Here is a 24,082-nt window from a genome sequence, read left to right as displayed (position 1 = left end):
TTCAGCAAGTGTTTTTTCTGCTTTAATCGCAGCAAGTGCTACCTTAGCTTTAAAGTCATTTGAATGATTTCTTCTTGGTCTACGTGTCATAAAATACTCCATATATTGATGTTTATAACATCATTTGAGGAGCAGAATATCACTTATAGGAGTTGTTCAAATTTACGGATCCATCTCTGTCAGACTGGCATCAAGCCTGTAGTCGTGGCCACCTCGCTTCCGGCTGGTAGTGTCCTCGACCACACCGCTGGCGTAAGGCTTGAAACGCTCCTGCACCGTTCGAAAATAGCGCTCGACGATGCCCTTGGCATCACCTCGCCTGGCCGGTGCGTTCTCGATGCGGACGCCGAAGGCTTGGGAAAATGCCTCAACCTTGGTGCCGTTCAGTTCGCCCTTATCGGCCAGTATCACATCCGGCAAACCCTTGACCGGCCAATCGCTGGCATCGATCTCCAAACCATACTGGCGACAATACTCGACCTTGTCGGCGACCGTGTTGGCCAATGCCACCATGGCACTGACCCAGGAGGGCCCCTCGAATCCGACGTACATACCAACGACCATGCGGCTGAACACGTCGAGCACCATGTAAACGACAGGCCTGCCGACGATAAGGCTGCGGTCATGCTCTGAAACCAGATAAATATCTGCGATGGTGGCATCTATTTGGTAACGGTATCCTGGACCCAGGGTCTCAGTCGTCGATGTGCTGTTGAGCGGCCGGAAGTCCTTGGCAAAGTCCACTGCGGACATCCTGCGCGGCAAGGTGTCGGTGAAATGATATTCGCGCCCATAGAAGTACCGGAACTGCCCCAATGTAGGCAGTTCGGAGGTCGGCAGCTCCGGCTGAACAGCACGGAGCAGGTTCAGCCCGGAGGCGTAGGCATCAGGAATGGACGGATGTTTTTCCTTGAGCAAGCGTTCCTCGATGACCCGGCGAAAAATGCGCTCGATATCCGGCGTGACATTACGCCCTTTCCCCGCCATCACCACTCTTGGCCTGCCCAGCTTGGCTCTGTTCGGCTTTCGGCGCTTGCCACGGGCACCCGAGTTGACATAGTCCGGCAAGAGGGCGTTCCTACACATGCCTCGTTGCCAGTAGCGCCTCAGTAATCTGTACACCGTCTGTTTGGTGACACCATGGCGTTGCATGATGCTTCCGACAATGAGCCCTCTGGGGCGCCGCACGAAAAGCTGGGGATCGTGCATATAATCCGCCAGCATCGCCCACGCCTCATCACGTTTCAGCTGGTCAGGGGAGCCTGCCTCCACCTCCCGAAGGACCGTCTCCTCGAAGGGATCGCCAATGCTCTCCAGCTCACCCTCAATAATCAGACGCTCCAGCTCTGCAACCGATATCGATTCGGGCAGCGCCGTGTCCAAATCGATATCAATCCAGACAGCCTGCTCGGTACCGGACCAGAGCAGGCGCTTTCGGAGCTCTCCCATACGGAACACCTGATTAACGGACAACACTGATCAGCTCCTGATGAATCTGATGAGGGTTGGCAGCTAGATCCTTCGGCTTCAGCACGCGGTAAGGGGTGTCAAGATCGAAGAGAAACCAGTGCCGAGCCAGCAGCTGGCGTAGCCAATAGAGTGCTTGACCAGCCTCCAGTTGGCCGGAAGTATCCATTTCCTGGGCAATGGCGGTCAGCTTCCGGTCTGGGTGACGCTGAAACTCGAGCAAGAACAGCTGCTGATAGTGTGCGAGATCATCCTGTGCAATGTCGTCTTCAGCATGGGCCGGATAGAGCCATTGGATATTGGCAAATGCCTCTCTGGATACCTCGCGCTCCGTGATGATGAACCAGGGAATCCCTTTTTCCTGCCAGTAGCGCCTTTCAAGTTCAAGTCTCTCGATGACTTCCGGCTTCTGCAGATCGGCACTGTACTTGGCCTGGATCGCGACGGATGGGCGCTGGGGGTCATCAAAATCCACCAGGAAATCGCTGGTCAGAACCTGAGGGATTCCTTTGTAGCGACCGTGAGCAAGGCCAAGTTCCTCGGCGATGCGCACCGTATCTTCGGCCCGCATCGGGAACTGCTCACGGATATCAGTGACCTGGGGAGACCGATCCAAGGTCAGGAAAATGGCCAGTTCAAGATCGGATAAAAGATGGTGCAGACGCCGGGTCTTGCTGCCAGGCAGGCGGTGGGAGCGCCCCAACGAGGACACATCCCTGGTGTAGATGAACGGCTTGTAGTCCCGTCCCTGGCCTTGGCCACGCCCCTCCTTGAGCCTTCTATCAATCTGTGCCTGGGTCAGGCCCTTGAATGTTCCAGACATGAAAAAGCCTGCATCCACCGTGTCGATGACCTCAACATAGCGGATACAGGCTTAGGATGAAACTTTATTTGTAAGGATGATACTTTATTTGTACGGATGAAACTTTATTTGCATCCCACATTGATTACATGATAATTATAACTTTCTGATGGACATTGACGTTCACATGAAATAATTCCAGCTTCAATGAACAAATTAATATTACGCTGCCAAGAACGTCCGTGAATGTGGTAATTCAGGCAGTCACCAAGTTTTTGCAGATCTGACAATTTAAAGGATTTGTTTTGGCAAACTGCAAAATATGTAAAGGTAAAATAACGATATGAAATATCTTTTTTTAATATCTTAAACTTAGGATTGTCATAAAAGTTAACATTAGCATTCGTTCTATATATTTTAAGGAACAGCTCACCATACTTACTTAATCTATAATATTTAGATGAGCGACAAGTAGAACGCCCTAGATCCTCTATCATCCCCAATTGGACCCAATTTTTAATAAGACGCTGAATAGAACGAACGAGCCATTTAGACTTATAACCCTCTAATTCATCTATATAGGTGCCTTTCAGGAAGTGAACACTCAATGGTCGTGGGTGATGTTCTACAAACTGAGTGAACAGTCGATGTATAAATTTTATATCCAAAATTGTATTTAGAGCTCTCATGATAAGTACTTTAAAACCATCTTAAAACCATCTTAAAACCATTTTAACAAAACCTTTTAAACCTTTTAATTTTTTTTAAATTAAATATACTTAAAACCATAATAATAGCTTAAAGGGTTTTAATTGTGCTAAAGCTAAAATGTATATCGATATTAGCAATGTCAATCATTACACAATCTATCTTTGCTGAAAATTCAGTAGTACTTGATGTTGGCCATTCACCAAAACAAGCTGGATCTACTGCAGCTAACGGCTATCCTGAATACACTTACAACCTTAGCATGGTCAATTCTATTGAATACTTTCTTAAATCGCGTCATGTCCAAGTGCTCAGATCTTCAGTGAATGAAGATAAAGTCTCACTGGTTCAACGTGCGACCAGATACCCTAATGCTAATCTTTTTATTTCGGTGCACCACGACTCAATACCTACTGAGCTGACCAAGTACAAGAATCAACTCAAAGGTTTTTCAATTTTTGTATCAAAGAAAAATCCAGAATACGGAAAAAGTTTGAAATGCGCCAATCTCATTGGCCAGAACCTAAAATCAATTGGTGAAAGCCCTTCTACTTACCATGGCATGAATATACCAGGTGAAAACAAAAAGCTTTTGACCTCAAATGGCGTATATCAATATGACAATCTAGTGGTCCTGAAGAAATCACAAAAGCCGGCGGTTTTAATTGAGATCGGCGTGATTGCCAATCCTGAAGAAGCAAATCGCTTATCTAATCAGAAAGTAATCTGGAAAATATCTGAAAATATTGCTCAGTCGATACAGCAATGTTTAAACCAATAAGGTGCATGCTGCAGTAATCAATATGCACCCCTCTAGAATTAGAATCTTATGCCGACCGTTTCACCATCATCATTGACCGCACCAGCATCATAAGTGTTATGCCATACGCCATTAATCATGACCAAGTGTGGCGCCCAAAATGACACTGTTTGAATATTATGCAAAACATCATCTGGCGTATCGAAACTAGAAGCACCTATATAGCGGAAGAACATCAAGTTTTCGCCTAGTTCTTCAATATACATTTCAGGATCAAAGTCATCCAAAAACTCTTTATCTTCACGTATCACTTCGTTTAACTCAGTTTCAACGAGTTTGAGTAAAGCGGTAGGCGTAGGTAAACCATCATAAGCCCATTCAGACTCTTTACCTTCAAGTTCCATCCCATCTTTAATATCAAATGCAGCGACATATCCAGTAAAGTAATTTTCAGCTTGCGAGAAGTTATTCGGCATGTCTTGATAGTATCCATCAAGTACGGTCTTAATCTTTGCCAAGGTTGCATCAATCGTACTTTGAATTGCACTTTCAGCACGTTCTTGAGCTGTACCTCTTTGCTTAGCTTGCCCCATGTGTACCCCCTGATTATTCACATTTTGACTAGTATTTTATTTCTAAAGCCTATTGTTTCAGCACTTTAAACCGATTCAGTATATACCAAAGGTTTGCTATTTATATTTCATATATACGATAAGTCTCAAATACTACAAATGGCTTGGTAGCTAAGTGATATAACATGTTTTTGTACTTCAGGCTTTACAATGCTTTTCTCAGATTATCTAGACCAACATGCCGTTATTCTTGCGCTATGTTTGGCAATCTGCATATCTTCAGTTGTGGTTTATACAAAGTATAGAACTCTACGCGCCGTTTATCTTACTGGTGCATCCCTATTCACTTTAACCGCCACAATATTTCTATCGATCGGATTTTATTTAACTACATTGGATGTATCTGCTTCAGATAGAAAGGAGATCCAAAGCATTACTTCTCAAGTGAGCCAAGACAAAAATATCGCTTCAGCAATTGAACTCAATCAAAGAAATAACTATGAATTATTGGTTGCAGTATCTCAAAAGAAAAACCTTACCTACTCAGATCTAGGCAGTATTCAATATGGCCAAGTACGTGACACAGTAAATTTGACGAAATATTCTCAATACAAAACTTTGGTGAATGCTGAGTACTAATTTTTATTGTTGTTTGCGTTGTTCAAGAACGCTGATTTATGCACTACTCGTTGTTCTTCCTCATATCGTATCACTTCATGAGCCACGCAATATAGAGATATATTTCTTAGACATTGTTTCCATAAAAGTTCTGGATAGAGTTTTGTATAGGTCAGGAATGTTCTTTTCCCAAAACAACAATATTTCACCCTTCGTTTTGCATAATTTAAAATCATCGGTATTGGTGAGATCCTCTACCTGTTGAATCATCACTTCCCTTTCTTTTTCTTTGGCTTGTTTTTCTAAAACTTTTTGTTCCTTGATTTTGTCTTGTTCAGACAAAAAGTTCCTACTTTTCTCGCGTTTTTCACTGTCAGTAATGAACTTAACCAAGTGGAATAAATGTTCCATCCATTCATCCGTATGGGTTAAGCCAAGGATGCAACCATTTAGATTAAAGCCAACATTAACCAGGCCTATATCTGATGATGTTTTATTTCTGATATTCAAAATGACATCTTCATCCAGTTCATTTTCTGCAATGAATTCGTCTATATAGTGTTGGTACTCTGGAGATAGAAAACCGTCAAAGGTATATCGAACAACTTCTACCAGTAAAAAATTAACCCCGAAAAGTTCAATGTGTTTTTCAATCTCCTCAACAGGGATTTCCAACTGCATTGTAGATACGAGGCTTTCTACGTGGACCAGTGGCTTACCAATTTGCTGTAACTTTTCATAAAGCTCATTTGCATTCATGGGTTGGTTCAATCCGTTTTTTATATTTTATTCAGCACAGCCAATGTCGCATTGAGCATATCGACTGAAACCTCTAATTTTTTTGCTAAACGGGCCATGTGGCCGTCATCAAGTATTCTTAATGCCTTATGTAATGAAGTATAGTTTTTTAGCTCTGAAAACTCTTCAATTTTTTCATTGATATAGACATCATCTAAACCAGCTTCTTCAAAACACTCAATTACAGATAAGCCAACATATGAAAGTTTCTGTTTTTTAACATATGTTGATTGTTTTTGGTCTATTAAACCAAGTTTCACAGCAATTTTGTGGCTTTCACCACGCTTAGGTAGTCGATTGTTTGTGATGACCCTTGTATTGAAAAATTCTTTTTTTACTTGTTCAAAAGTCTTAGCCATTACGGGCACCATCAAAAGTTAATTATTTCGATCGTTTACGATATATCTTTAGAAGTACAAGAAGCGAATAAATTATTAATCTTGGTTCGCTCTAGCGCGTGGATGTGCATCTTTATAAGAACTAATCAACGTTTCGTGATCTACAAGAATATATACTTGTGTCGAAGATAGTGATTTATGACCTAGCATTTCCTGAACGGCGCGAATATTTTTTGTTTTGTTATACAAGTGCGATGCAAAACTATGTCTCAAAGCATGAGTACTACCAATATTTCCAGAACCATGCGCCTTTAACAGAGCTGTAATGCATGCACCTAAATGGTTTTTCGCAATATGTTTGCCAGATGGTGCAATGAATAAATATCCGCAGTCTTCTACTCCAGCTTTTGAAATCCAACGATTACGAACTAAAAGCCAAGTAGAAATAGCCTCTAGTGATTTTTTTCCTAAAAAAACAATCCGTTCATTATTTCCTTTACCCAATACCTTTAGTTGCATAGCACTGAGGTTGATATCACTTAGTTTGATGGCATGTAATTCAGAGATACGTAAACCGCCAGAATAAGCAATTTCTGCAGCTGCTAGATCTCTTAACTTTTGATTATTGTATTTCGGATTTAATGGCGTCTTGTTATCAAGTATCTCATTCAACGTATTCACGGCGATCGGGCGCGGTAAGCTTTGGTTTTTGAACTTAACCCGAATGTCAGAAAAGAAGTTTTCAGGTATATATTCCTTACGCAGACAATAGTTCAGGAAGTTTTTTAAAGCTGATAAATTTTTGTTGAGTGTTCTTGCAGAAACAATATCAACATCGATTCGATGCAACCGAAATGATGTGATGTAATCGCGGTCTAGTTCCAATAGATGTTTACCTTTAAAAAAAGGCATTTCTAACATCAAAAGTAAGCTCTTTTTGTATTCATTAATCGTCATGTCGGACTTATTTTCAAGCTTCAGGCTATCAAGCCATTCTTGAATCAATTCTTCGTTCGTCATGCTATGCATGGATAGATTTTCCGACATATGAATACTTAAAGCTCTTGGATAGTTTTCTCTAGCTGAACCTGTTTGTCAGCCCCAATTAATTTTATGACAATTTGCACAATATCCATATATTCTTTTACTGAGATTTTGCCATCTGCTTTCGCAGCATCCACGGTCTTACGTAAAAATGGGTTGTCTGCATATTTTTGGAATAAAGGGAAAGCTTTAAGGTCATTCAATGCATCAGCATTAATTGAGTCATTTGAATGTTTAATGATGCAATTTTTCACCTGATTTTCAGGTGTTTTGATGTAGGTCACTTCGGGCATGAGTGGCTTAATTTTTGTCACTAATTCCACTTCATTAGAAGTTAAGCAACTATACACAATTTGCGATACTGGCTCTTTTGGACCACTAACACTCCACCCTTTCGTCACTAGAAAAAACGGTATTTTAGAATACGGATACTTAAACGTATCATCAACAAGCTTATTAAATTGATGTGCAGTTGATAGGTAGCGATCGGAAGAAAAAACATCGATATGTGACATATCATTCGGCACTTCTGAGCATCCCCGACCATGATTACAGTGGCAATTGATAGGAGAGCTTTTTTCATAGGTTCAACCTTAATTTGATTCGTGGGAAAAGTAACTTATAACTTTTGCTTAGGCTACGGTTAATAATTGTACATAAGCAAAAAAAATAGCGGTCGAGATAGACCGCTTTATGCATTAAAAATTGAATTTTTCAGTGTTGTACGCATAGATCTTATTAATATCAATGCGTTTACCCTGCATGGTAGTGATTGCAGTTGGTTGGAATTTGATTGCAAGATCTTTAATGTCTACGTCCTTCCACTCAGGCATGGTAGACGGCAAATCAATAGTACGGCGCTCTTTGGCACGGTTAGATGGAATCCAGTGGTTTAACTTAATCATTGAATCACCCAACAATGTACCTGTTTTGCGATCGACAATGCGAATATTCCCTTCTACCGAACGAATTTTTAAACCTGAAAAGTTATCAATGCCATAGGTAAAGGTATTTTGGTTTTTGCCATAAAAACGCACGGTGAATTGGTCACGCATGTAATAGTCATAATGTGCTTTTAATGCTTGGAGCATCGTTTCACGGTCTACAACTTTTTCAACCAGGCCATTATCAGTACGGAATGACTGGAGCTTTTTAAGTACCGGCTCTACATTTAATTGTTCGTCAGATACGTTCGGATTGGTCAGCGGATTACGTTGAGGATAGAAAATATCGTTTAAGTACGCTGTATGTTGAAGCAATATATACATCGCACGTTGCTGAGTATTCATTTGCTGGTAAAGGTGAGCTGTCGCTTTATAACGCTGATTTGAATTGTTTTCAAAATAGCTATCAGACAGTTTGTATTCGCTAATCTCAGGTCTAAGACCACCAGCAACAACATTAAAGCTTTTAGATGGCGTTAAAAGTCCTACATACGCTTCCTTAAAGTTCGGTGTTGGGATAGTTTCATCCTCAAATGCGAAAGCTGTATGCGCTAATACAGTACCAAGGATACCCACCATCGCAGTTTTTAATAGTTTCATTCAGTATTCTCTATATAACTTTAAAAAGGGTTTTAAGTTTGAAACTATAATACTTTATTTTTGTGCATTTAAAAAACCACTATTTAAACTTAAAGTAAAAATAATAATATTCCTTAAACCTATTTAACGCCATTCGTTAAACTATCGCTTAATCTCATTAGTCTTTTAAAGGTCAGGTAGTTTTTTGGTAGTAGTTTAGAATTAAGCGTTAAATTTGAGCATTGATCTAAGTCAATTTGGGCATTTTGATCGATAGGAAAGAGTTGTCCTTGATATGCAAAACCAGTCAAATTTTTAGCGATCGACTCAATCAAAAATACACCGTATTTATCTTGTTCCGTGGCCACTGAATTTAAACCACCTAAGGATGTAATCAGGTTTTTAAAATATCCTGGTATTGCGTTCTTCGTGCGTAAGAATTCTATTTGATTTTCAAATGCTTCAGGTGTGAGACATAACATAAAAGCATTTTTCTTTTCTTCTGGCGTTTCAAATACCTTGCCATTGGTCCACGACAGGATATTCGGCTTGAATACATGCAGTACTTCAACCGATTTAAGAAGATCCGCTACATTTGTTTTATGTTGTTCATCTGCTTCAGGCACAAACTGATTTTTGGTATATACCGCAGTAGAAAACCATTCATAATCAATTAACTGATTATCGGCATCTAATGGTTCATACAGCAAATACACGGCGCTATCACGCTTAATGGCCAACAGTGGTGATACTGCATATTGTTCTGCAAACTGAGTGATTGCATCCAAGAGCTCACTTGATATGTTGAGTTTTTTGGCATTGAATTCATCGCAAATTAACAGTAATTCTTGAGTGAGTGTTGGTACCACGTTTAACGGCGAACCAGTCTTGTTCAGCATCTCGTTAATAGCATTCTCAATTGCCCCTTTTGTTAGGCTATTGATGAACTGCAGCTGCTCTAATGAGATCCCTTCATGATCCAAAGCCTGTATGACCAGATCAAAAGCATGACGAATTTTCTTCTCAAAATGGTTTGCGTACGATAATCCCCAAGCGTCAGAAAAAAACGAGACTGTTTGTTCTGTATAGCTGGTATTCATTAGGGTTTTGGCAAGTTGCGCGTTACCGATTAAGTCACTTTCATCTTCTAATTTTTTACGCAAGTACTTCTCAATACCTTGTTTGCGAACGTACTGGATCTCCTTCAGGTTTTGACTTGATAGCCAAGTCTTATATTGCGATACAGCATATTGAATGTTCATATCGGCATATGCAGTAATACGGCAAGGTATACCATCAAAGAACGTTGGTAGAAGCACCTGTAAGAGCTCTAAATCACAAAGAGAAGCATAGATAACGCCGTCAGCCACTTCAAGGTCTGTAATCTTCACTGAGAATGAGTGAATACCGACTCGAACCAGTATTAATTTATCGGTATTTATTAGCACCGCATCATAAGAACTTTCACTGGTGATATTGTTTGCTTTAACCCATTTTTCCCAATGGTTAACGATATGGCCAGAAAGCGCTTCACGAGTATCGAAAGGTTGATCTAGATCTGCAGTTGCACTTATGAACGTATCTAAGCTAAACGCATATCGTAAAGGCTTTAGCTCGATATATGTCTCAATCGCTGTTGTATGCTGCTGAATACCATTAGTAATGCTTTGGAGCTTCAGTGCATAGTTCAAAGCCTCAAGCTGGAGCACTTCATCATCACCGATCTGCTGAAACACCGATGTAGCATATGAAAAATTAGTTTGTTCGCCGTGAATATAACGTCTTTTTTGCCCAATCTGCAGATACAGATTTTTGGCATCAGATTGGACTAAATCTAGGTAATTTTGTGGCTGAAGATCCTGAGCAAGTTGCGTAAAAGGTATTTTAATTTTTGATACTTTAGGTGCTTTTTTGAAACCTTCAATTGATGTCGGGAATTCAATAACATCTAAAATAAAATCTAGGTTTAAAGTTTTAACATCAATGATCAAATGATTTTTATAAAAACGTCCAATCAGGTTATTAAAAAAACAAACTTGGGTTTTATGGTTTAGCATAAATATACCTTTATGAATCTTAAAGATCATCTTATAATACTAGTATAAGTTTTAATACTATTTATCATGTGGTATTTTTAAACAAAGATAAAACTTTTAGTGAGTTGTTTCATGACAGAATCAGTTGTACCAAATAATAGCGCTTCAGAGAACGCACAAATACCAGGTACGATCGGAACATCAGCCGTTGCAGAACACAAGGGCGATAGTTTTAACGGCACAAGCATCATCACGATTGGTCGAGTTGACTTAAGTAGTGCTATTGAGCCTCTATTTGTACCAGTATCAACATTGTGGTCCATCACACCGGGTAATTATCCTTTAAGCGCAGAAAATATTAAAAACTGCACGGCAGTACGATTTGAGGGTGAAGAACTACTTACCCAAAACTTCGCATTAGGCTCAATTGTGGTTTATAAAATCAATGGTGTTTTAGGGAACCATGTAATTGTAGTCAGTGAGGATCGTGACGGCGGTAACGATAACCGTGCGATTTACTGCAATAGCTTCAATACAACATGTAATATCTTGTCTCAGTACGGTATTGCCTTCGCTGAGCTATATCGCCGTAAAGTATTAGAGCTTGATCAAGTCCTCTATACCAACCTCAATAGATCTCTTTTACAATCTCACTATGCAGAAAATGAAACTGACGTTATTGATTTAGAGTGGAATACAAAGCACCACCCTACTCTATACGTTCATGCGTCAAACTTAGTTGCATCTGAAGAGCACGGTTTTGTGAAATATGATGGTCGTATGGCTGGTATTGGTACCTTTTCTACAAAATGTCTAACTGCAGACCGTAACGGCAACTTAATTAAACCAGAGCTGGCCTTCCTTAATAACATTATTGAAATTAATGTTACTGAAAAAGATGCGTTAGAGTTCTTGAATTGCTCTATTACGAATAACCACTACTTTTCGCGTATGGTTGATCAACTCAAAAGTACTGGTCGTAAAGAATATGACTTCATCACGAACAACATTGATTTCTTCGCCGTACATGTGAAGCTTAACCTTGAAGAAGATCGTCCTAAAATTACGCGAATGGTTTTAGCACCAGATTTACCAATTCTGGAAAACTATTTGTATAAGCAATACGATCCAACCTACCTTGGTGAAGCCGTTGACGACTTAATTCAGTAATACAGATCTAAGAAAGCTAAAAGCCTACAATGTAGGCTTTTTTAATGCAAAAAGAAAAAGGTTTAATAATTACGGAATCCCAACCTGAATAACATCTATCTAGATGATATTTTTAGCGACCAAAGAACAAACCAAATAAGTAAAAAATCCCTCCAACTTTCATACCATTTGCAATATGAAAAGCAAAAGCTAAACAGATGATGACCGTTCCATAGAAAAATAGGTACGGTGCTAAAACACCTTTGAATTTCTTTTCCATTTGATCATGTAATGTGTATTTGATCGGAGCGGAACTTTGATCACGACTATTATCACTTGGAGTATCACGATCATCTGACTGAATAAGATTACGCACTCTAGGAGCAACACCCTGATCCCAAGAATATTCTTTAAGTTTTAACTTGTTTACTAGGTATAAAATATCATCACTAGCAAGACTAATCCCCTTGGTATGGAGCCTAGACAAAGTATCCACTGAATTAGCAATATCGGTAACATAAAACCACTTTCTTACCGAATGAGACAAATCCATTTGCGTACTAGATAACTCATTCAGGATGATGCAACCACTAATAAAACCTAAGTTTTGGTCGGTAAACAATTCAGCACTTTTGAACCACTCTAAAACAGCAAATCTGTTCTTCCGAATCTGAACAAATGGATTAATCTGAGAACCACCCTGAACCTCAAGCTCACCATTAATCAGCCATTCCCCATTTTCCGACCCAACTAGATTGCCGGAATAGTTTTTTAGGTCAATAACAACGATTGCTTCCTTGGTGAAAGCAATAACATCAATTTCCTGACCTGACCACATTGTGTTATAGAACAAATAAATCCAATCTTCACTATTACCCCAATGAAGCTTCAATTGGGTTAATAAGTCATCAAACATTTTTTGTTCATTTTTCAGGTGGCTAATATCACCATAATACGCATGAATAGTCATTATTAATCCTCATCCGTATAAAACAAAACTTCACCGCATTTAGCACAAGAGTTGCGAATTTTGTAAGTATTGTTTTTTAAGGCATATCTGCGAATTGATGTACTTTCGCAAAAACAACATTTCACGATATTTGTAGTCACAACACATTGAGGGTATTCAGTCTTATACCATTCAAGTGTTTGCGTGTTACGAACAAAGCGCTGTCTCTGCCACCCAATTTGCCCAATTGTTCCGTGGTAATGGAAATACAATCCTGCTAGAGAGAAAGCACCACCCCAAACCAAAAAGAACAAACCAGAATTACCACCCATCAACACGTAGTTATAAATTAACGCTGTGAAACCCACCGTCATAAAAAGACCAGTGAATATACTTGAAAAAATCACCTTTTCATTCCACCTAAAGTTAAAAAATACTGCTTTCAATTAATTTCTAATAACAAATCCGAAATAATCACATCAACCCAATGCTTCTAATTTTCGAGCAATATATTGGTTGATTAAAAGTCAAGTTCCGAAATTTATGGTTTGAGCAATTTCATGATCCAACTATTGCTGATGCTGTAATGGACCCCCAAAATAATGAATAAAGCACCCATAGAAGCTGTATTGACGCCAAATAGCGCTGCAACATACATCACCAGCTTAATAAAAACACCCTATACCATGAGGAAACATAAAAAGGCGAATACATATAGGAACAGGTAAAAAATAACTTTAAAAAATAATATAGTTTGTTCCTAAATATTCCTTACCTGTTTAGTGATTAAGGCGCTTTAAAATTCAATTGGATTTTATAAGTGTTCAAGACATCTGCTATAACAGTACCTTCAGGGATCTCAATCTTATCCCCTACTTTGTATGTGTTCACAAATTGCCAAAACACCGCTTTTTCTTGTGGATCTAAACGAGAAAGGATGTATAGATAAGCAGATTCAAGCTGTTGTTGGCTTGCATAGTTATCTACTGATACTACTGGCGTAGTTGCAAAGTTATAGTTCAATTCATCAAGTAGAGCTTCATATACAGTCGTACTTGCATACTTGCTGTATTTACCCTTGTTTTCAGGAACCGTATAGCCGTGGTTGTAATTGATCATACGAGCAACGTAACTGGCCAATAGTTCCGAGTTTTTAGGGTTTTGCTGTAAATAGTCTTCTAGCTTGGATTTATCAGCTTCGTGCGCCGTTAAAACCACTTCCCCGTTATTAATAACATTCAAGTTAAGTTTAATGCTCTTAATTTTACGAGGCGGTTGTTCAAATTCCGCACCGTTAAAGCGATGTTTAACGTTGATATAGTATTGTTCAATTGCATTAGCTTTAACTAAGGGAATTGGTGAAGATGATACAATTGGAGTTTGAGTGACTTTAACGGTTGTGTTGTTGGCATAGATGTGTGCTGATAGCGAGATTGTACCAATCAGTAAAGCTAAAGTACGTTTATTAAATACCATTTTAAACTTTTCCAGTGAAATAGTCGGTGTTATTTGTGAGAACCAGTTTTACTTTTAAAACTGGTTCTAAGCTGTCTTTACAAGATTATACTATTTTTAACATTGCATCACTAATAGTCCTTAAACATTTTTAGTTAATTCGTATCAATCACCGTTAAAACTATCTAATATGTTTAAGAAGTTTAAGCACCCTTTAAAATTTGTTATGTATTAGGTTTATGGAAACGATTTTAAATTCCTTATTGTTAAAATTCTTAATTTATTCATTATTGTTTTATATAGTGTTTAAGTTCATTTTTGCTTTATGTGGCGTATTTCGCAAACCTAAAACTAAAGCCAAAAAGAATTCACCAAAAGGCTATCGTAAGCCTCAAAAGAATCAGGAGCTTGTATCTAAAAAAGTCCTTATAAAAGACGAGATTATAATGCTTGATGCACTAGAACAGGTCATTCCATCACGCAACATTTTGGTGCAAGTAAGCATGAGTGCTTTTATGACCACGCAAAACATAAGTATCCGAAATCAGTTTTCTAGGCTTTACGTGGATTATTTGATCGTTGATGAAGACTACAATCCTATATTATCTATTGAGCTTGATGGGCATTATCATAAATATACCCAGGATAAAGATAAAAGGCGTGACGAGCTTTTGAAGAGTGCTGGCATTCCTGTCATTAGGTTTAAGGAAATTCCCGACATAAAAGTTATAAGAAAAACCATTTCAAGGTATATTTAGGTATAAATACGATTAACTCTAATTGATTTTAATAATGTAATTGTGTAAAAATGGTTTTGTCGTAAGAGATATTTTGAATTAATTTTCAAATATATTTCTAAAGGTTTAATCATGAACAACTTAACTCGCAATACTGGAACTAATGACATGTTAAATGTATCAAAACCAGAAAATGTTGCTCAAATGTCACCTGTTGAACTTCAGACTTATATTGAAGAACTTCAACAACAACTAGTCGTTAAAGAAAACCAAGCTTTTCACGATGCTGTTAGTGCCATTAATGCAATCATTTCAGAAAAAATTACTGCCGATGGTGTTGTGGACATCCATACACTTAGCGAATATCTAAAAAACAACCACATTGAAACCACAAAAGTTGAGCCTGTAAGACGTCAAAAACGTAAGCTTACGCATGAATGGGTTCACCGTGAGAACAACAGCTTACGTTGGGCTGGTCGCGGTCAAGTAATCAAATGGTTACGTGAAGAAATGACTGAAAAGGGTTTTGATCCTACAGATAAAGAAGCAGTACGTAGTTATTGCGAACAAAATCTAGACCTTAAAGAGATTTAATCTTTAAAACTAGTGAAACCACCGTAAAAGGTGGTTTTTTTTTGCCACTATATAGTGTCCTTAAGCGATACCCTAGTCTATTAGCTTTCAGCCCATAACAAGAAAATTTGCAATTGGTATATACTTAAACCGTTTTTATAAAGGTCACGTTATACAACGGACTAGTTTTAGTTAAATTTTGGTATATACATTATAAGTATATGTGACTATACCTTTGCTTATGTTTCGCTGGAGGCGATTAAATGTCATTCAAAACTCTATTATTAACTGGCTTATTATCTGTAGGTTTGGTTTTAGTTGGTTGTAGTAAAAAAGAAGAATCAACATCTCAATCAAAACCTATTCAACCAGATGAACAAATTGACAAAGTAGATCCATCTGCAGACTTACAAGCAGCGCGTGAAACTTATGTCGATAATGAAAAACCTTCAAAAGTTGAGGGCCACGATTTTGATGCACATCAAAAAACTGCAGAACAAAATCCACCAAAAGAGGTCGAGCAAAATGATATGTCTTCTATGCTGAACGCTGCAGCTGCAGATGCTCAAAAACAAGCAGATCAAAACAAATAACAGCACATAAGCTTGGTACATCTTTAAAGGGGATTCGTTATCCCCTTTTTTAATGCGCCTTTAAAATACTTTTTAAATTCCCTTATTAAAACTTAACTAAAACAGTGATTCATTTTAACTAAAAAAACTTTATACCCCACGACTTAGTTATAATTAACCAATTAAAACGTAATTAGATAAATGCGTTAAGGAGTATTAAAAATGGCATATGAATATAACTCGCAAGATAAGCGGTTTGAATTCCCTAATCCCTACCGAATAGAAAACATTTTTAAAGTGATCGGTGCCATCGTTTTTATGCTGGCTGGCCTAAGCTTAATTTTCAGTGCAAAAGGTCTATTCAGTAACGGTGTATTTGTTGCACTACCACCGCTTATAGTTGGTCTAGCAATGTTCAGTTATGGCGCTCTACTGCTGACCACAGGCTTATCAAACCTAAAGTTCTACTTTGGTCGTGATCAACCAGCCGGACTTGCACAGGAGTTATCCATTCAAGAAACTGGTGCTTATCCTGGTGCAACCGATATTAAAGAGATCCTACGCCAAAGCGCTTTGATTTATGAAGAACCAAAAGGCTCAGTGAACGGGATTCTATATTCACTGTTCCCTAATCTTATTTTTTCGCCATTATTCATCCGTAACGCTGCAGAAGCTCAATTTCAAAATGCGATTGTTTTTCTGATTACCTTAGTGAGTGCTCTAATCGCGTATGTGGGTGCATCACCCAATACAGGTGCTTGGCTTGGGATTGTTTACAACGCCATTATTTTGATTGTTTTATTGCGTCCTATGGCTAATCCGAACTCAGGTGCACAAGAAATTGGTTTATCTAAAGTCATTGGTTTGGTTTTAGTCGCCATTCTTGGACCTGTATTGGTTCCTATCCTTACCCAACATGCAGTTGCACCTATTTGGTTGCCAAGCATGGATAAAGCAATTTTTACGTTAATTGCAGCGCTGATTGCGATTGCGATATTCTTCTTGGCCGTGATTGCTCAAATGGTAAAACAGCCACCACAAGCCAGTGCTGGAGTCGTTCAGGATAGTTTGAGTATGAATTGCCAACCAATGCAGTTGTTTGATGAACTTGAACGCCATCTACAAAAGAATTGGGAAAGTGCTATTCCTAACAGAATCTATTCACGCCAGTTGCCAGTTATCAACTCTCGCAGTAAAAACGGTGCTTTTGAGGGTGAGATCTTAGAAGAAACTCAACCAGTGCCAATCAATACCCTTCGTGATATGACATTGAGCTCATGCTTCAAAGAAGAAAAGTATCGCTGGTTAGCCATCCTCAATAGTTTTGGATTGTTAAGTTTTATTGCTTCAGTCGTATTAATGACTATTTTTGCCAAAGGTCTATATAACGGAAGCTATCTGGATTTTAGCGTCTTCACTTATGGTTTCTTTGGTGTATCGATGTGGATCTTAGGGAAGTTTTGTTTTGAGCACGGTAATTACCTATGGAGCCGTTTTGACTTTGTATCAAAACTAATATGGGTTGAGGCTAAAGGTAGCTATCAATTGTCTCAAATTAACTTTGGCCGTTACCTTGACGACAGCGTGAAATCACAAAAAGAAGTCATCAATGTTGAAACCATGACGTTACGTGTCTGGTACGCTGAAATTAGCACAACGACCTTCGGTAAATATCAAAACCGTGCGATCTTGAGCATGACTGCTTGTACTGATGATGCTGTTGTACTGAAAGAGCATTTAGCCGACTTTGCCAAAAGCCAAAGCATTGTGGTTGCCCCAACGTCTGAAGCAGATATTAACCGCATGTCATCTATGAACCAGATGAATAACGCAATCAATAAAAGCTCACCAAGAACACATGGTACACATCTTGGATTGATGAATAACCCTGAAACGCACAGTCAGGATCTATCAGATCAAGTGCCCGTGGTCATCAAACCGAAAAAGAATATGTTTTGTGTGAAATGTGGTGAACCACTTCAGGACAATATGCTGTTTTGCCCTCAGTGTGGTACCAAAATAGAAAGTTAATCGTTAAAGAAAATAAAGGAATGGATTACGAATGTGGTCCATTTTTTTTTTGACATCAAAAAAATAATTAGAGTTCTAAAATTAAGAGTTTAATTGAGCGTTGACATATTCTTCGACAGAAAATCCCTTTACGCCAGTTTCTATAAGTGCATGCACAAAGTCTGAGAACGTCACTGGAATGTACCCTACTTTGAATAGTGCCTCATTCAACTCTTTGTACTTCAGAAAAACTTCTTCTTTATGTTTTTTCTTCAGCTTAAACGTGGACGGCAAATCTGCCACTTGCAGATCTTGAATTTTGGTTGGGTTGTTCATAGCGTACCCGGTTGCTTAAAAGTTGCGAATTTAAACTATTGTAATGTGAAAATTAAAAAATGCAGAATAAATCTGCATTTTATTGTTTCATTTTTTTAAGATCTATTTGATAAACAGATGCTTAAATTAGTATTCTCAACCAAAAGCCAATTAATAGCGGATTAACCAAAATCAATCCGTTTCTTATTAGTATGTTTAATGTGTTGCTACTGGCGTACCAAATGCATCAGGATGTTGTGGTTGTTCACCACCACTTTGTTGAGCTTGACCAGGTTGACCAGCTGGAGCAGTTGTCTTACGTGCAGCTAAGTCCTTCATGATGTCTTGACAAGACATGCCCCCTGTTTCGTATAAGTTGTACGCAACAGGATCTTTTTTAGGATCTGGCGGTACACACTCCAATTCAGGTTCACTAGCAGTTGCAGAATCGGCATTCATTTTGTCCAGTTCGGTAGTAATCAATGTCAGATCGATGTCACTTGGCGTAATTGGACGACTGCTGATCTGCAAGCGATAAGTCATAGACGGCGTTAGTAGCGCATATAGTTCGCGGATCTGATTGGCCATAAGCGCAGGATTTTTCATTACGATTTTTTGGCATAAGAAAAGGTGCACGTTGTTCGGGCTACAAACACTTCCTTTACGCTGACTTGTTTGTGGGTTTTGGGCATCCACTTTCAAGGGGTAGACTTCAATGTAAACTTCATACGGCGTATCTGGCTGAAATTGGAAGTTCTGCAAACTAGAAACGACAGTTGAATACGGTTCTGACGTATCTTGTGCATGACAGAATACTTGTGGTGCGTTACAGTCAAAGTTACGACTAATACGGTCGATAATTTTATTGCGCTGAGCAGCCAATTTCATACTTTCTTCTTTTACTCGTCTTGCAACTTCACTCTGCAGTCGAGCTTCAAGTTCAACATCGCTTTGTTGTGGACGTTCAACTTCGATGTTTTGATTGCCAAAAATAACCACAGCAAATAACAAAAAGAAAAGAACACCACCGCCAATCAAGATTAGCTTTTTATGCTTAGCAAAAAAGTTTTCATCAATGTTTACTTTTTTGCCCTTCTTTGCTGTCTTGGCTGGCTGTTCAGGCTCACTTACATGTTCATCATCGGGTTGGATTTTGATCGCTTCTTCAGCTTCCTTCCCGATGTTGTCCATATCATCTGGTTCGTGATTACTCATTTATTCACCTATTCAATTATTTACTTGATTTAGCTTTTCTAGAGGTCGATTTAGACTTGGCTTTCTTTTTGCCACGTTGAACTGGCTCACCGTTGTTGTCGTATCCACTTGCACCACAGCTAAAGCAATCCCATTTATACTTACGTTCACCACGTAAATTAAATGCAGACTGAATCATGGTCTGGCCACACTCAAAACACTTGGCTTCGTTGCCAGTGCGAGATTTTGTAAGTTGGGTATCTGGTGATCCATCTGGCAATATGTCGAAATAACGTTTACATGATGCAGCTTCACAACTGTATCGCTCTTCGTAAACACCAGGTTCTTTGCGGTACTTGGTATGTACAAGAGGCTTTTTACAGATACATGGATACTCTGTTTTGGTCACTTGGAATCTTGGCTCGTAGTTAGGACTACCATCAGGGAACACCTCTAATGGACCCGACTTACATTTTTTGCCTTTCAGGTTTGGATTGGATTTTTCACAAGAAAAGAAGTGATACGGCTTACCTGAAGAAGTTGAAATACCTTTTAACTCACGCAACCAACCGCCACACCCTTCAAGCTGACATTTGTATGTATGGTTACGGCGATATTCGTCAAAATCAGGAACCAAGTTACCGCTTTCGTCATTTGTAGAACGGTATGTTTCTTTACAGGTGCCATCTACGAACGCACGTTGAGAGCACTCAAAAAATACAGATTTATCAGTTGTAACCTGAGTCAGTGATTTGCCACATAAACATAAATGAGCAGTTGGCTCACGTACAGTTGGCTTACCCGGTTCATCTTTACCATCAACATTTCTGTTTGGCGCTGAACTTTTGCATGAATTACATGACCAGTAGACCGATGTTGTTTTGTCGCGATTGGTACCGATTTTCGGCAACATGCGTCCGTCATCACAGTTATTACATTTGTAGACAGGGAATGAATCAAGCCAATGTTTTGAGAACTGTCCTAATTCACTTTCAATCCCTAAATGGAACTTTTGGAGTTCTTGTTTGTAATCGGCATCACCAGTAGCGATTAGATCCAGTGTTTCTTCAATTTCTTTGGTGTAAAGCGGATCTGCAAAACTAAACTTACCTCTAATGTTTTGAATCAACTTCAATCCATGCGGTGTAACTTCAATTTTCTTTTTAACAAGCTTGATATAGCCGTGCTTGATTAACCGTTCAAAGATTGATTGGTAAGTACTAGGACGACCAATTCCTTTTTTCTCAAGTAATTTGACCAATGATGGTACGGTGTAGCGTGAACGTGGTTTGGTTTTGGTCGCGATAACTTTACCAGCAATAACATTGTGGTTTTGACCGACTTCAATATCTATAGGTAGCGTATGTTCAGGTTCTTTTTCTGAATCTTCTTCACCGTCCACGTATTCAAGTGCATTTTCATCAATACTGTAGGTCTTTAATAAGCCCAACCAGCCATCTTCTTTTAAGATACGGCTAGAAGCTTTGAATTCAGCATCTTTAGTAATGCTTTCACCATCTACATTGAGAGTGACATCTTTATAGACACCTATAACGGATTTAACTTCGTATTCAGCTGGAGCCATTTGCGATGCAACAGTACGCAACCAGATTAGACGATATAGATCCTTTTGAACTTGGTCCTCACCAGCTTCAAAGGTAAAGAAGTCACTAGGACGAATACATTCATGTGCTTCTTGAGCACCATCGCGAGATTTGGCTTTATTGCCGATAATCGCAATGCCCTCTCTCTCACCAAAAGCTTCTAGAGCTTGCATCCCCTCAGGCGAAATTACAGCAGCATCAGTACGATGGTAAGTGATATAACCACCTTCATATAACTTTTGCGCTGCTTCCATAGTTTGTTTTAGATCCAAACCAAGACGCGCTGCAGCTGCAGCTTGCAGATCAACAGTAATAAACGGCGCTGGAGCACTACGGAAAGATGGCTTAGTTTCAACACTGGTAATGGTTAAGTCTTTTTTATCAATTACGTTTTGTAGACGGGTAATTGAAGCTTTATCTAACCACTGGTTATTGTGCACATCCTTCATTTCAGGATTAAGCCACTTAGAAAAATCCCATTTCGCAGCCCAACCTTGTTTTAGAGTTACTTCAAGATTGTAATGTTCATGTGATTTGAAGTTTTTCAGTAGATCTTCTAAATCACCAAGCACAACGAGTACGGCAGATTGAACACGGCCAACAGGAAATTTGCCTTTTAAAATATTTGAAATTGGCTCATACAAGTAAAAACCAATCATACGGTCAAGGAAACGGCGTGTTTCTTGAGATGCCACCATACCTTGATCCAGCTCTTCACCATTTTGAAGTGCATTAGCGATCGTACTTTTATCAATAGCGTTATATTTGACGCGAATATACTGATCGTCAGATAAGTTCAGGATACGTTTTAAGTGATATGCAATGGCTTCACCTTCACGGTCCAAGTCAGTTGCGAGGAAAACCGTATCTGCATTTTTAGCAGCCTGTCTTAATTCTTGAACAACGCGTGTTTTATTTTGAGATATTTCGTATTTAGGAACAAAGGCTGGATATGAAAAACCGATCTCATGATTAGGTAAATCACATACATGGCCAACTGAAGCGCGTACAACGAATTCGTGCGGATACAGGTCATCCAAGATATGTTGAATTTTTTCGACCTTTCCGGGTGACTCTACTATGAACAAACTACTCATTAAAATTCATCCAATTTTTAACTTTCTTTAGTAATAATTACTGAAGTTAATCTAGTAATGGTTTTAGTATATACAATTTTAAAATGTTTAAATAGGTTTAAGGGTTGATAAACAAACACTTTTAAGGGCTTATTTCTTAATCTTTAGTTGGATGAACATTTCAAGTGGTTAAATTACTTCCTGTTTTCAATATTCTACGCGCAAAAAGACAACAATATTTATCTAAAATTATGGGAAAAAACGGCTTAATTGTTTGAAAATGCAATGTTTAACCATCACAAATTAAAATTCCAAAAATATTATTTAACGAATTAATGTTGTACTATAAAGGTATCGTTTGTTTTAAGCTAAAACCATGATTAAAAAACTTATAGTTTTAAGCACCTCATTGTTAATCATCGGGTGTTCGTCTACGCCACAAGAGAAACGCTTAGATCAATACCTTGAAGATACGAAAACTGATGCAAAGGAACGTAGTATTGACTGGTATTACAAACATGATTACGAGCGTAGTAATGTTTTAAATATTTGTTATTCCATTTATATAGATTCTGCTAAGAAAGCTGGTTATTACAGCGATGATGTTAGTGATGGCCGAGAAAAGTATTTAGACGATAGCGTACAAAAAGAAATGTACGCCTCAAATGACGAATGCAATAAGGCATATAAGGCTCAGGATATTCTAGATAACTTTGTTGCAAGCAATAGCCTTCCACAAGAGTCTTATGAAGACAAGTTAGATCCACAACAAGAACCAAATTCAACACCTGAAGTACCAGAAGTGTCACCTGAAGCACCAGCAAATGAACCAGTCGCCACAAAACCACCAACACTGGAGGAATTAACCAATGCGAATCCGCAATAATGCGCTCATATGCCCAGGCCAATTTTTGATTCGATCTGCATTCTTTTTGCCCTAGCCATTTTACCTATAATAATTATTGGTATTGGCATACAGCTCAAAGAGAATTACGAGCGTAAGAAGCTCACTCAAAGCTATATGGATCAGCACTAAAGAAATCCAATAGGCAATAAAAAAGCAGCGAAATCGCTGCTTTTTTTATTTCTAATGAAGTTTACGAATAGGTTGAGTATAGGGGGAATCTTCTACTCGATGCACATGCATTGAATTGGTAATGTTCATTAAAGGTGAATTACTAGCCACTGAATGAGTCGTTGATGCTTTATGTGTGCGGTAGTTATTCAAAAACTGATCTACTACTGGCACATTGTTAGGCAATATTCCGATTTCGCGGTTAGTAATTTTAATCCTTTCTATTTGGTCTACATGGCTCATAACTAAGTCCACTACAATGATTAAAACTATGTGCGGAATTATAGCTTAAAATTGAAGAAATTCCATTTTGGGATTTAATATTTGGTTTTTTTATGCACAGGTTTTTGTGGATAGTAGTGGGTATAAATGGCTAAGTTGCTGATTATTTATGCTTTTAACATTGATTAAATATTAACCAAAATAACGAAAAATATGGAGAAATATAGCAGAAGCTATAGAAGAAAAAAGAGGAAATGTCAAAAAAAGGGAAAAAAAAACTATTAGAACAATCTCAGTCTAATAGTTTATTAAATAGGGTAATATCCCTTGATTCGTAATATAACCGATCTCTAATAAGTTTTAAAGCTTTTTTAATTATATTCACGTAAATTCCACAAACTGTTATCTCATGCTGAACAAAAGTAATGATTAAGCCCTATACTCAACTCTACCCTGATATATTGCAGATTAGTTAAACTGCTGTT

Annotated in this window: 24 protein-coding genes; 8 read left to right on the top strand and 16 right to left on the bottom strand. The window is 38.5% G+C overall.

The features are described 5' to 3' along the window. Positions 1–162: 162 nt before the first annotated feature. The 3 genes from DYI81_RS14755 to DYI81_RS14745 all read right to left on the bottom strand — a co-directional run bounded on the left by DYI81_RS14755 (position 163) and on the right by DYI81_RS14745 (position 2,958). Positions 163–1,449 carry a DDE-type integrase/transposase/recombinase gene (locus DYI81_RS14755; protein ID WP_228199465.1) on the bottom strand — a complete coding sequence of 429 codons (1,287 nt, stop codon included), beginning with the start codon at positions 1,447–1,449 and terminating at the stop codon, positions 163–165. Between the two features lie 13 nt (positions 1,450–1,462). Further along, on the bottom strand, positions 1,463–2,290 hold the full coding sequence (locus DYI81_RS14750) for a heteromeric transposase endonuclease subunit TnsA (RefSeq protein WP_017781026.1): 828 nt from the start codon (positions 2,288–2,290) through the stop codon (positions 1,463–1,465). A gap of 104 nt (positions 2,291–2,394) precedes the next feature. Then, a complete protein-coding gene (locus DYI81_RS14745; protein ID WP_046127930.1) occupies positions 2,395–2,958 on the bottom strand; it encodes a hypothetical protein in 564 nt (187 codons plus the stop codon). Positions 2,959–3,116: 158 nt separating this feature from the next. Between DYI81_RS14745 and DYI81_RS14740 the strand changes: the two genes are divergently transcribed. Then, positions 3,117–3,758 (top strand): N-acetylmuramoyl-L-alanine amidase, encoded by a 642-nt coding sequence (locus DYI81_RS14740; RefSeq protein ID WP_024160906.1) that lies wholly within the window; start codon positions 3,117–3,119, stop codon positions 3,756–3,758. A gap of 38 nt (positions 3,759–3,796) precedes the next feature. On the opposite strand, the gene DYI81_RS14735 is transcribed toward DYI81_RS14740, so the two are convergent. After that, positions 3,797–4,330, bottom strand: coding sequence for a hypothetical protein (locus DYI81_RS14735; protein ID WP_043041555.1), 534 nt, complete (start codon positions 4,328–4,330; stop codon positions 3,797–3,799). 189 nt (positions 4,331–4,519) lie between these two features. Between DYI81_RS14735 and DYI81_RS14730 the strand changes: the two genes are divergently transcribed. Further along, positions 4,520–4,948, top strand: coding sequence for a hypothetical protein (locus DYI81_RS14730; RefSeq protein WP_043041554.1), 429 nt, complete (start codon positions 4,520–4,522; stop codon positions 4,946–4,948). 75 nt (positions 4,949–5,023) lie between these two features. Here DYI81_RS14730 and DYI81_RS18150 read toward each other — a convergent pair whose 3' ends face one another. The 6 genes from DYI81_RS18150 to DYI81_RS18145 all read right to left on the bottom strand — a co-directional run bounded on the left by DYI81_RS18150 (position 5,024) and on the right by DYI81_RS18145 (position 10,687). Further along, on the bottom strand, positions 5,024–5,686 hold the full coding sequence (locus DYI81_RS18150; RefSeq protein WP_227553516.1) for a hypothetical protein: 663 nt from the start codon (positions 5,684–5,686) through the stop codon (positions 5,024–5,026). A 20-nt stretch (positions 5,687–5,706) separates the two neighbouring features. After that, positions 5,707–6,084 carry a hypothetical protein gene (locus DYI81_RS14720; RefSeq protein ID WP_005006227.1) on the bottom strand — a complete coding sequence of 126 codons (378 nt, stop codon included), beginning with the start codon at positions 6,082–6,084 and terminating at the stop codon, positions 5,707–5,709. A 75-nt stretch (positions 6,085–6,159) separates the two neighbouring features. After that, entirely contained in the window at positions 6,160–7,083 is a 924-nt protein-coding gene (locus DYI81_RS14715) for a tyrosine-type recombinase/integrase (RefSeq protein WP_240627431.1), read from the bottom strand. A 35-nt stretch (positions 7,084–7,118) separates the two neighbouring features. After that, positions 7,119–7,622: a hypothetical protein gene (locus DYI81_RS14710; protein WP_228160833.1), complete on the bottom strand. Its 504-nt coding sequence runs from the start codon at positions 7,620–7,622 to the stop codon at positions 7,119–7,121. 183 nt (positions 7,623–7,805) lie between these two features. Next, complete coding sequence (locus DYI81_RS14705) at positions 7,806–8,651, bottom strand: hypothetical protein (RefSeq protein ID WP_042893442.1); 846 nt, start codon at positions 8,649–8,651, stop codon at positions 7,806–7,808. Between the two features lie 119 nt (positions 8,652–8,770). Continuing rightward, complete coding sequence (locus DYI81_RS18145; protein ID WP_240627430.1) at positions 8,771–10,687, bottom strand: hypothetical protein; 1,917 nt, start codon at positions 10,685–10,687, stop codon at positions 8,771–8,773. A gap of 111 nt (positions 10,688–10,798) precedes the next feature. Between DYI81_RS18145 and DYI81_RS14695 the strand changes: the two genes are divergently transcribed. Further along, on the top strand, positions 10,799–11,836 hold the full coding sequence (locus tag DYI81_RS14695) for a hypothetical protein (protein ID WP_042893444.1): 1,038 nt from the start codon (positions 10,799–10,801) through the stop codon (positions 11,834–11,836). A 112-nt stretch (positions 11,837–11,948) separates the two neighbouring features. Here DYI81_RS14695 and DYI81_RS14690 read toward each other — a convergent pair whose 3' ends face one another. From DYI81_RS14690 to DYI81_RS14680, 3 genes are all read right to left on the bottom strand, one after another. Further along, positions 11,949–12,785 (bottom strand): nuclease-related domain-containing protein, encoded by an 837-nt coding sequence (locus DYI81_RS14690; protein WP_042892488.1) that lies wholly within the window; start codon positions 12,783–12,785, stop codon positions 11,949–11,951. Between the two features lie 2 nt (positions 12,786–12,787). Beyond that, on the bottom strand, positions 12,788–13,210 hold the full coding sequence (locus DYI81_RS14685; protein WP_228199468.1) for a hypothetical protein: 423 nt from the start codon (positions 13,208–13,210) through the stop codon (positions 12,788–12,790). Positions 13,211–13,550: 340 nt separating this feature from the next. Continuing rightward, the gene (locus DYI81_RS14680) at positions 13,551–14,240 is read right to left on the bottom strand and encodes a hypothetical protein (RefSeq protein ID WP_078389062.1); all 690 of its coding nucleotides are present in this window, start codon (positions 14,238–14,240) and stop codon (positions 13,551–13,553) included. Between the two features lie 218 nt (positions 14,241–14,458). Here DYI81_RS14680 and DYI81_RS14675 point away from each other — a divergent pair, with 218 nt between their 5' ends. The 4 genes from DYI81_RS14675 (at position 14,459) to DYI81_RS14660 (ending at position 18,132) form a co-directional block, all read left to right on the top strand. Further along, positions 14,459–14,977 (top strand): DUF2726 domain-containing protein, encoded by a 519-nt coding sequence (locus DYI81_RS14675; protein ID WP_117007957.1) that lies wholly within the window; start codon positions 14,459–14,461, stop codon positions 14,975–14,977. 111 nt (positions 14,978–15,088) lie between these two features. Next, on the top strand, positions 15,089–15,550 hold the full coding sequence (locus DYI81_RS14670) for an H-NS family nucleoid-associated regulatory protein (RefSeq protein ID WP_042892477.1): 462 nt from the start codon (positions 15,089–15,091) through the stop codon (positions 15,548–15,550). Between the two features lie 242 nt (positions 15,551–15,792). Next, positions 15,793–16,122 carry a hypothetical protein gene (locus DYI81_RS14665; RefSeq protein ID WP_099143611.1) on the top strand — a complete coding sequence of 110 codons (330 nt, stop codon included), beginning with the start codon at positions 15,793–15,795 and terminating at the stop codon, positions 16,120–16,122. A gap of 201 nt (positions 16,123–16,323) precedes the next feature. Then, positions 16,324–18,132 carry a zinc ribbon domain-containing protein gene (locus tag DYI81_RS14660; RefSeq protein WP_038350045.1) on the top strand — a complete coding sequence of 603 codons (1,809 nt, stop codon included), beginning with the start codon at positions 16,324–16,326 and terminating at the stop codon, positions 18,130–18,132. Positions 18,133–18,213: 81 nt separating this feature from the next. Here DYI81_RS14660 and DYI81_RS14655 read toward each other — a convergent pair whose 3' ends face one another. The 3 genes from DYI81_RS14655 to DYI81_RS14645 form a co-directional block, all read right to left on the bottom strand. After that, positions 18,214–18,447: a hypothetical protein gene (locus DYI81_RS14655; RefSeq protein ID WP_005028471.1), complete on the bottom strand. Its 234-nt coding sequence runs from the start codon at positions 18,445–18,447 to the stop codon at positions 18,214–18,216. Between the two features lie 195 nt (positions 18,448–18,642). Further along, positions 18,643–19,641 carry a hypothetical protein gene (locus tag DYI81_RS14650; protein ID WP_043041428.1) on the bottom strand — a complete coding sequence of 333 codons (999 nt, stop codon included), beginning with the start codon at positions 19,639–19,641 and terminating at the stop codon, positions 18,643–18,645. Positions 19,642–19,657: 16 nt separating this feature from the next. Then, positions 19,658–22,321: a type IA DNA topoisomerase gene (locus DYI81_RS14645; protein WP_043041427.1), complete on the bottom strand. Its 2,664-nt coding sequence runs from the start codon at positions 22,319–22,321 to the stop codon at positions 19,658–19,660. A gap of 388 nt (positions 22,322–22,709) precedes the next feature. On the opposite strand from DYI81_RS14645, the gene DYI81_RS14640 reads away from it, so the two are divergent. After that, positions 22,710–23,186 (top strand): hypothetical protein, encoded by a 477-nt coding sequence (locus DYI81_RS14640; protein WP_227520115.1) that lies wholly within the window; start codon positions 22,710–22,712, stop codon positions 23,184–23,186. The last annotated feature ends 896 nt before the right edge of the window (positions 23,187–24,082 follow it).

Origin of the sequence: Acinetobacter sp. SWAC5, assembly GCF_003419885.1 — a bacterium.
In the GTDB taxonomy this organism is placed as follows: domain Bacteria; phylum Pseudomonadota; class Gammaproteobacteria; order Pseudomonadales; family Moraxellaceae; genus Acinetobacter; species Acinetobacter cumulans.
This window is presented reverse-complemented; position numbering and strand designations above follow the sequence as displayed.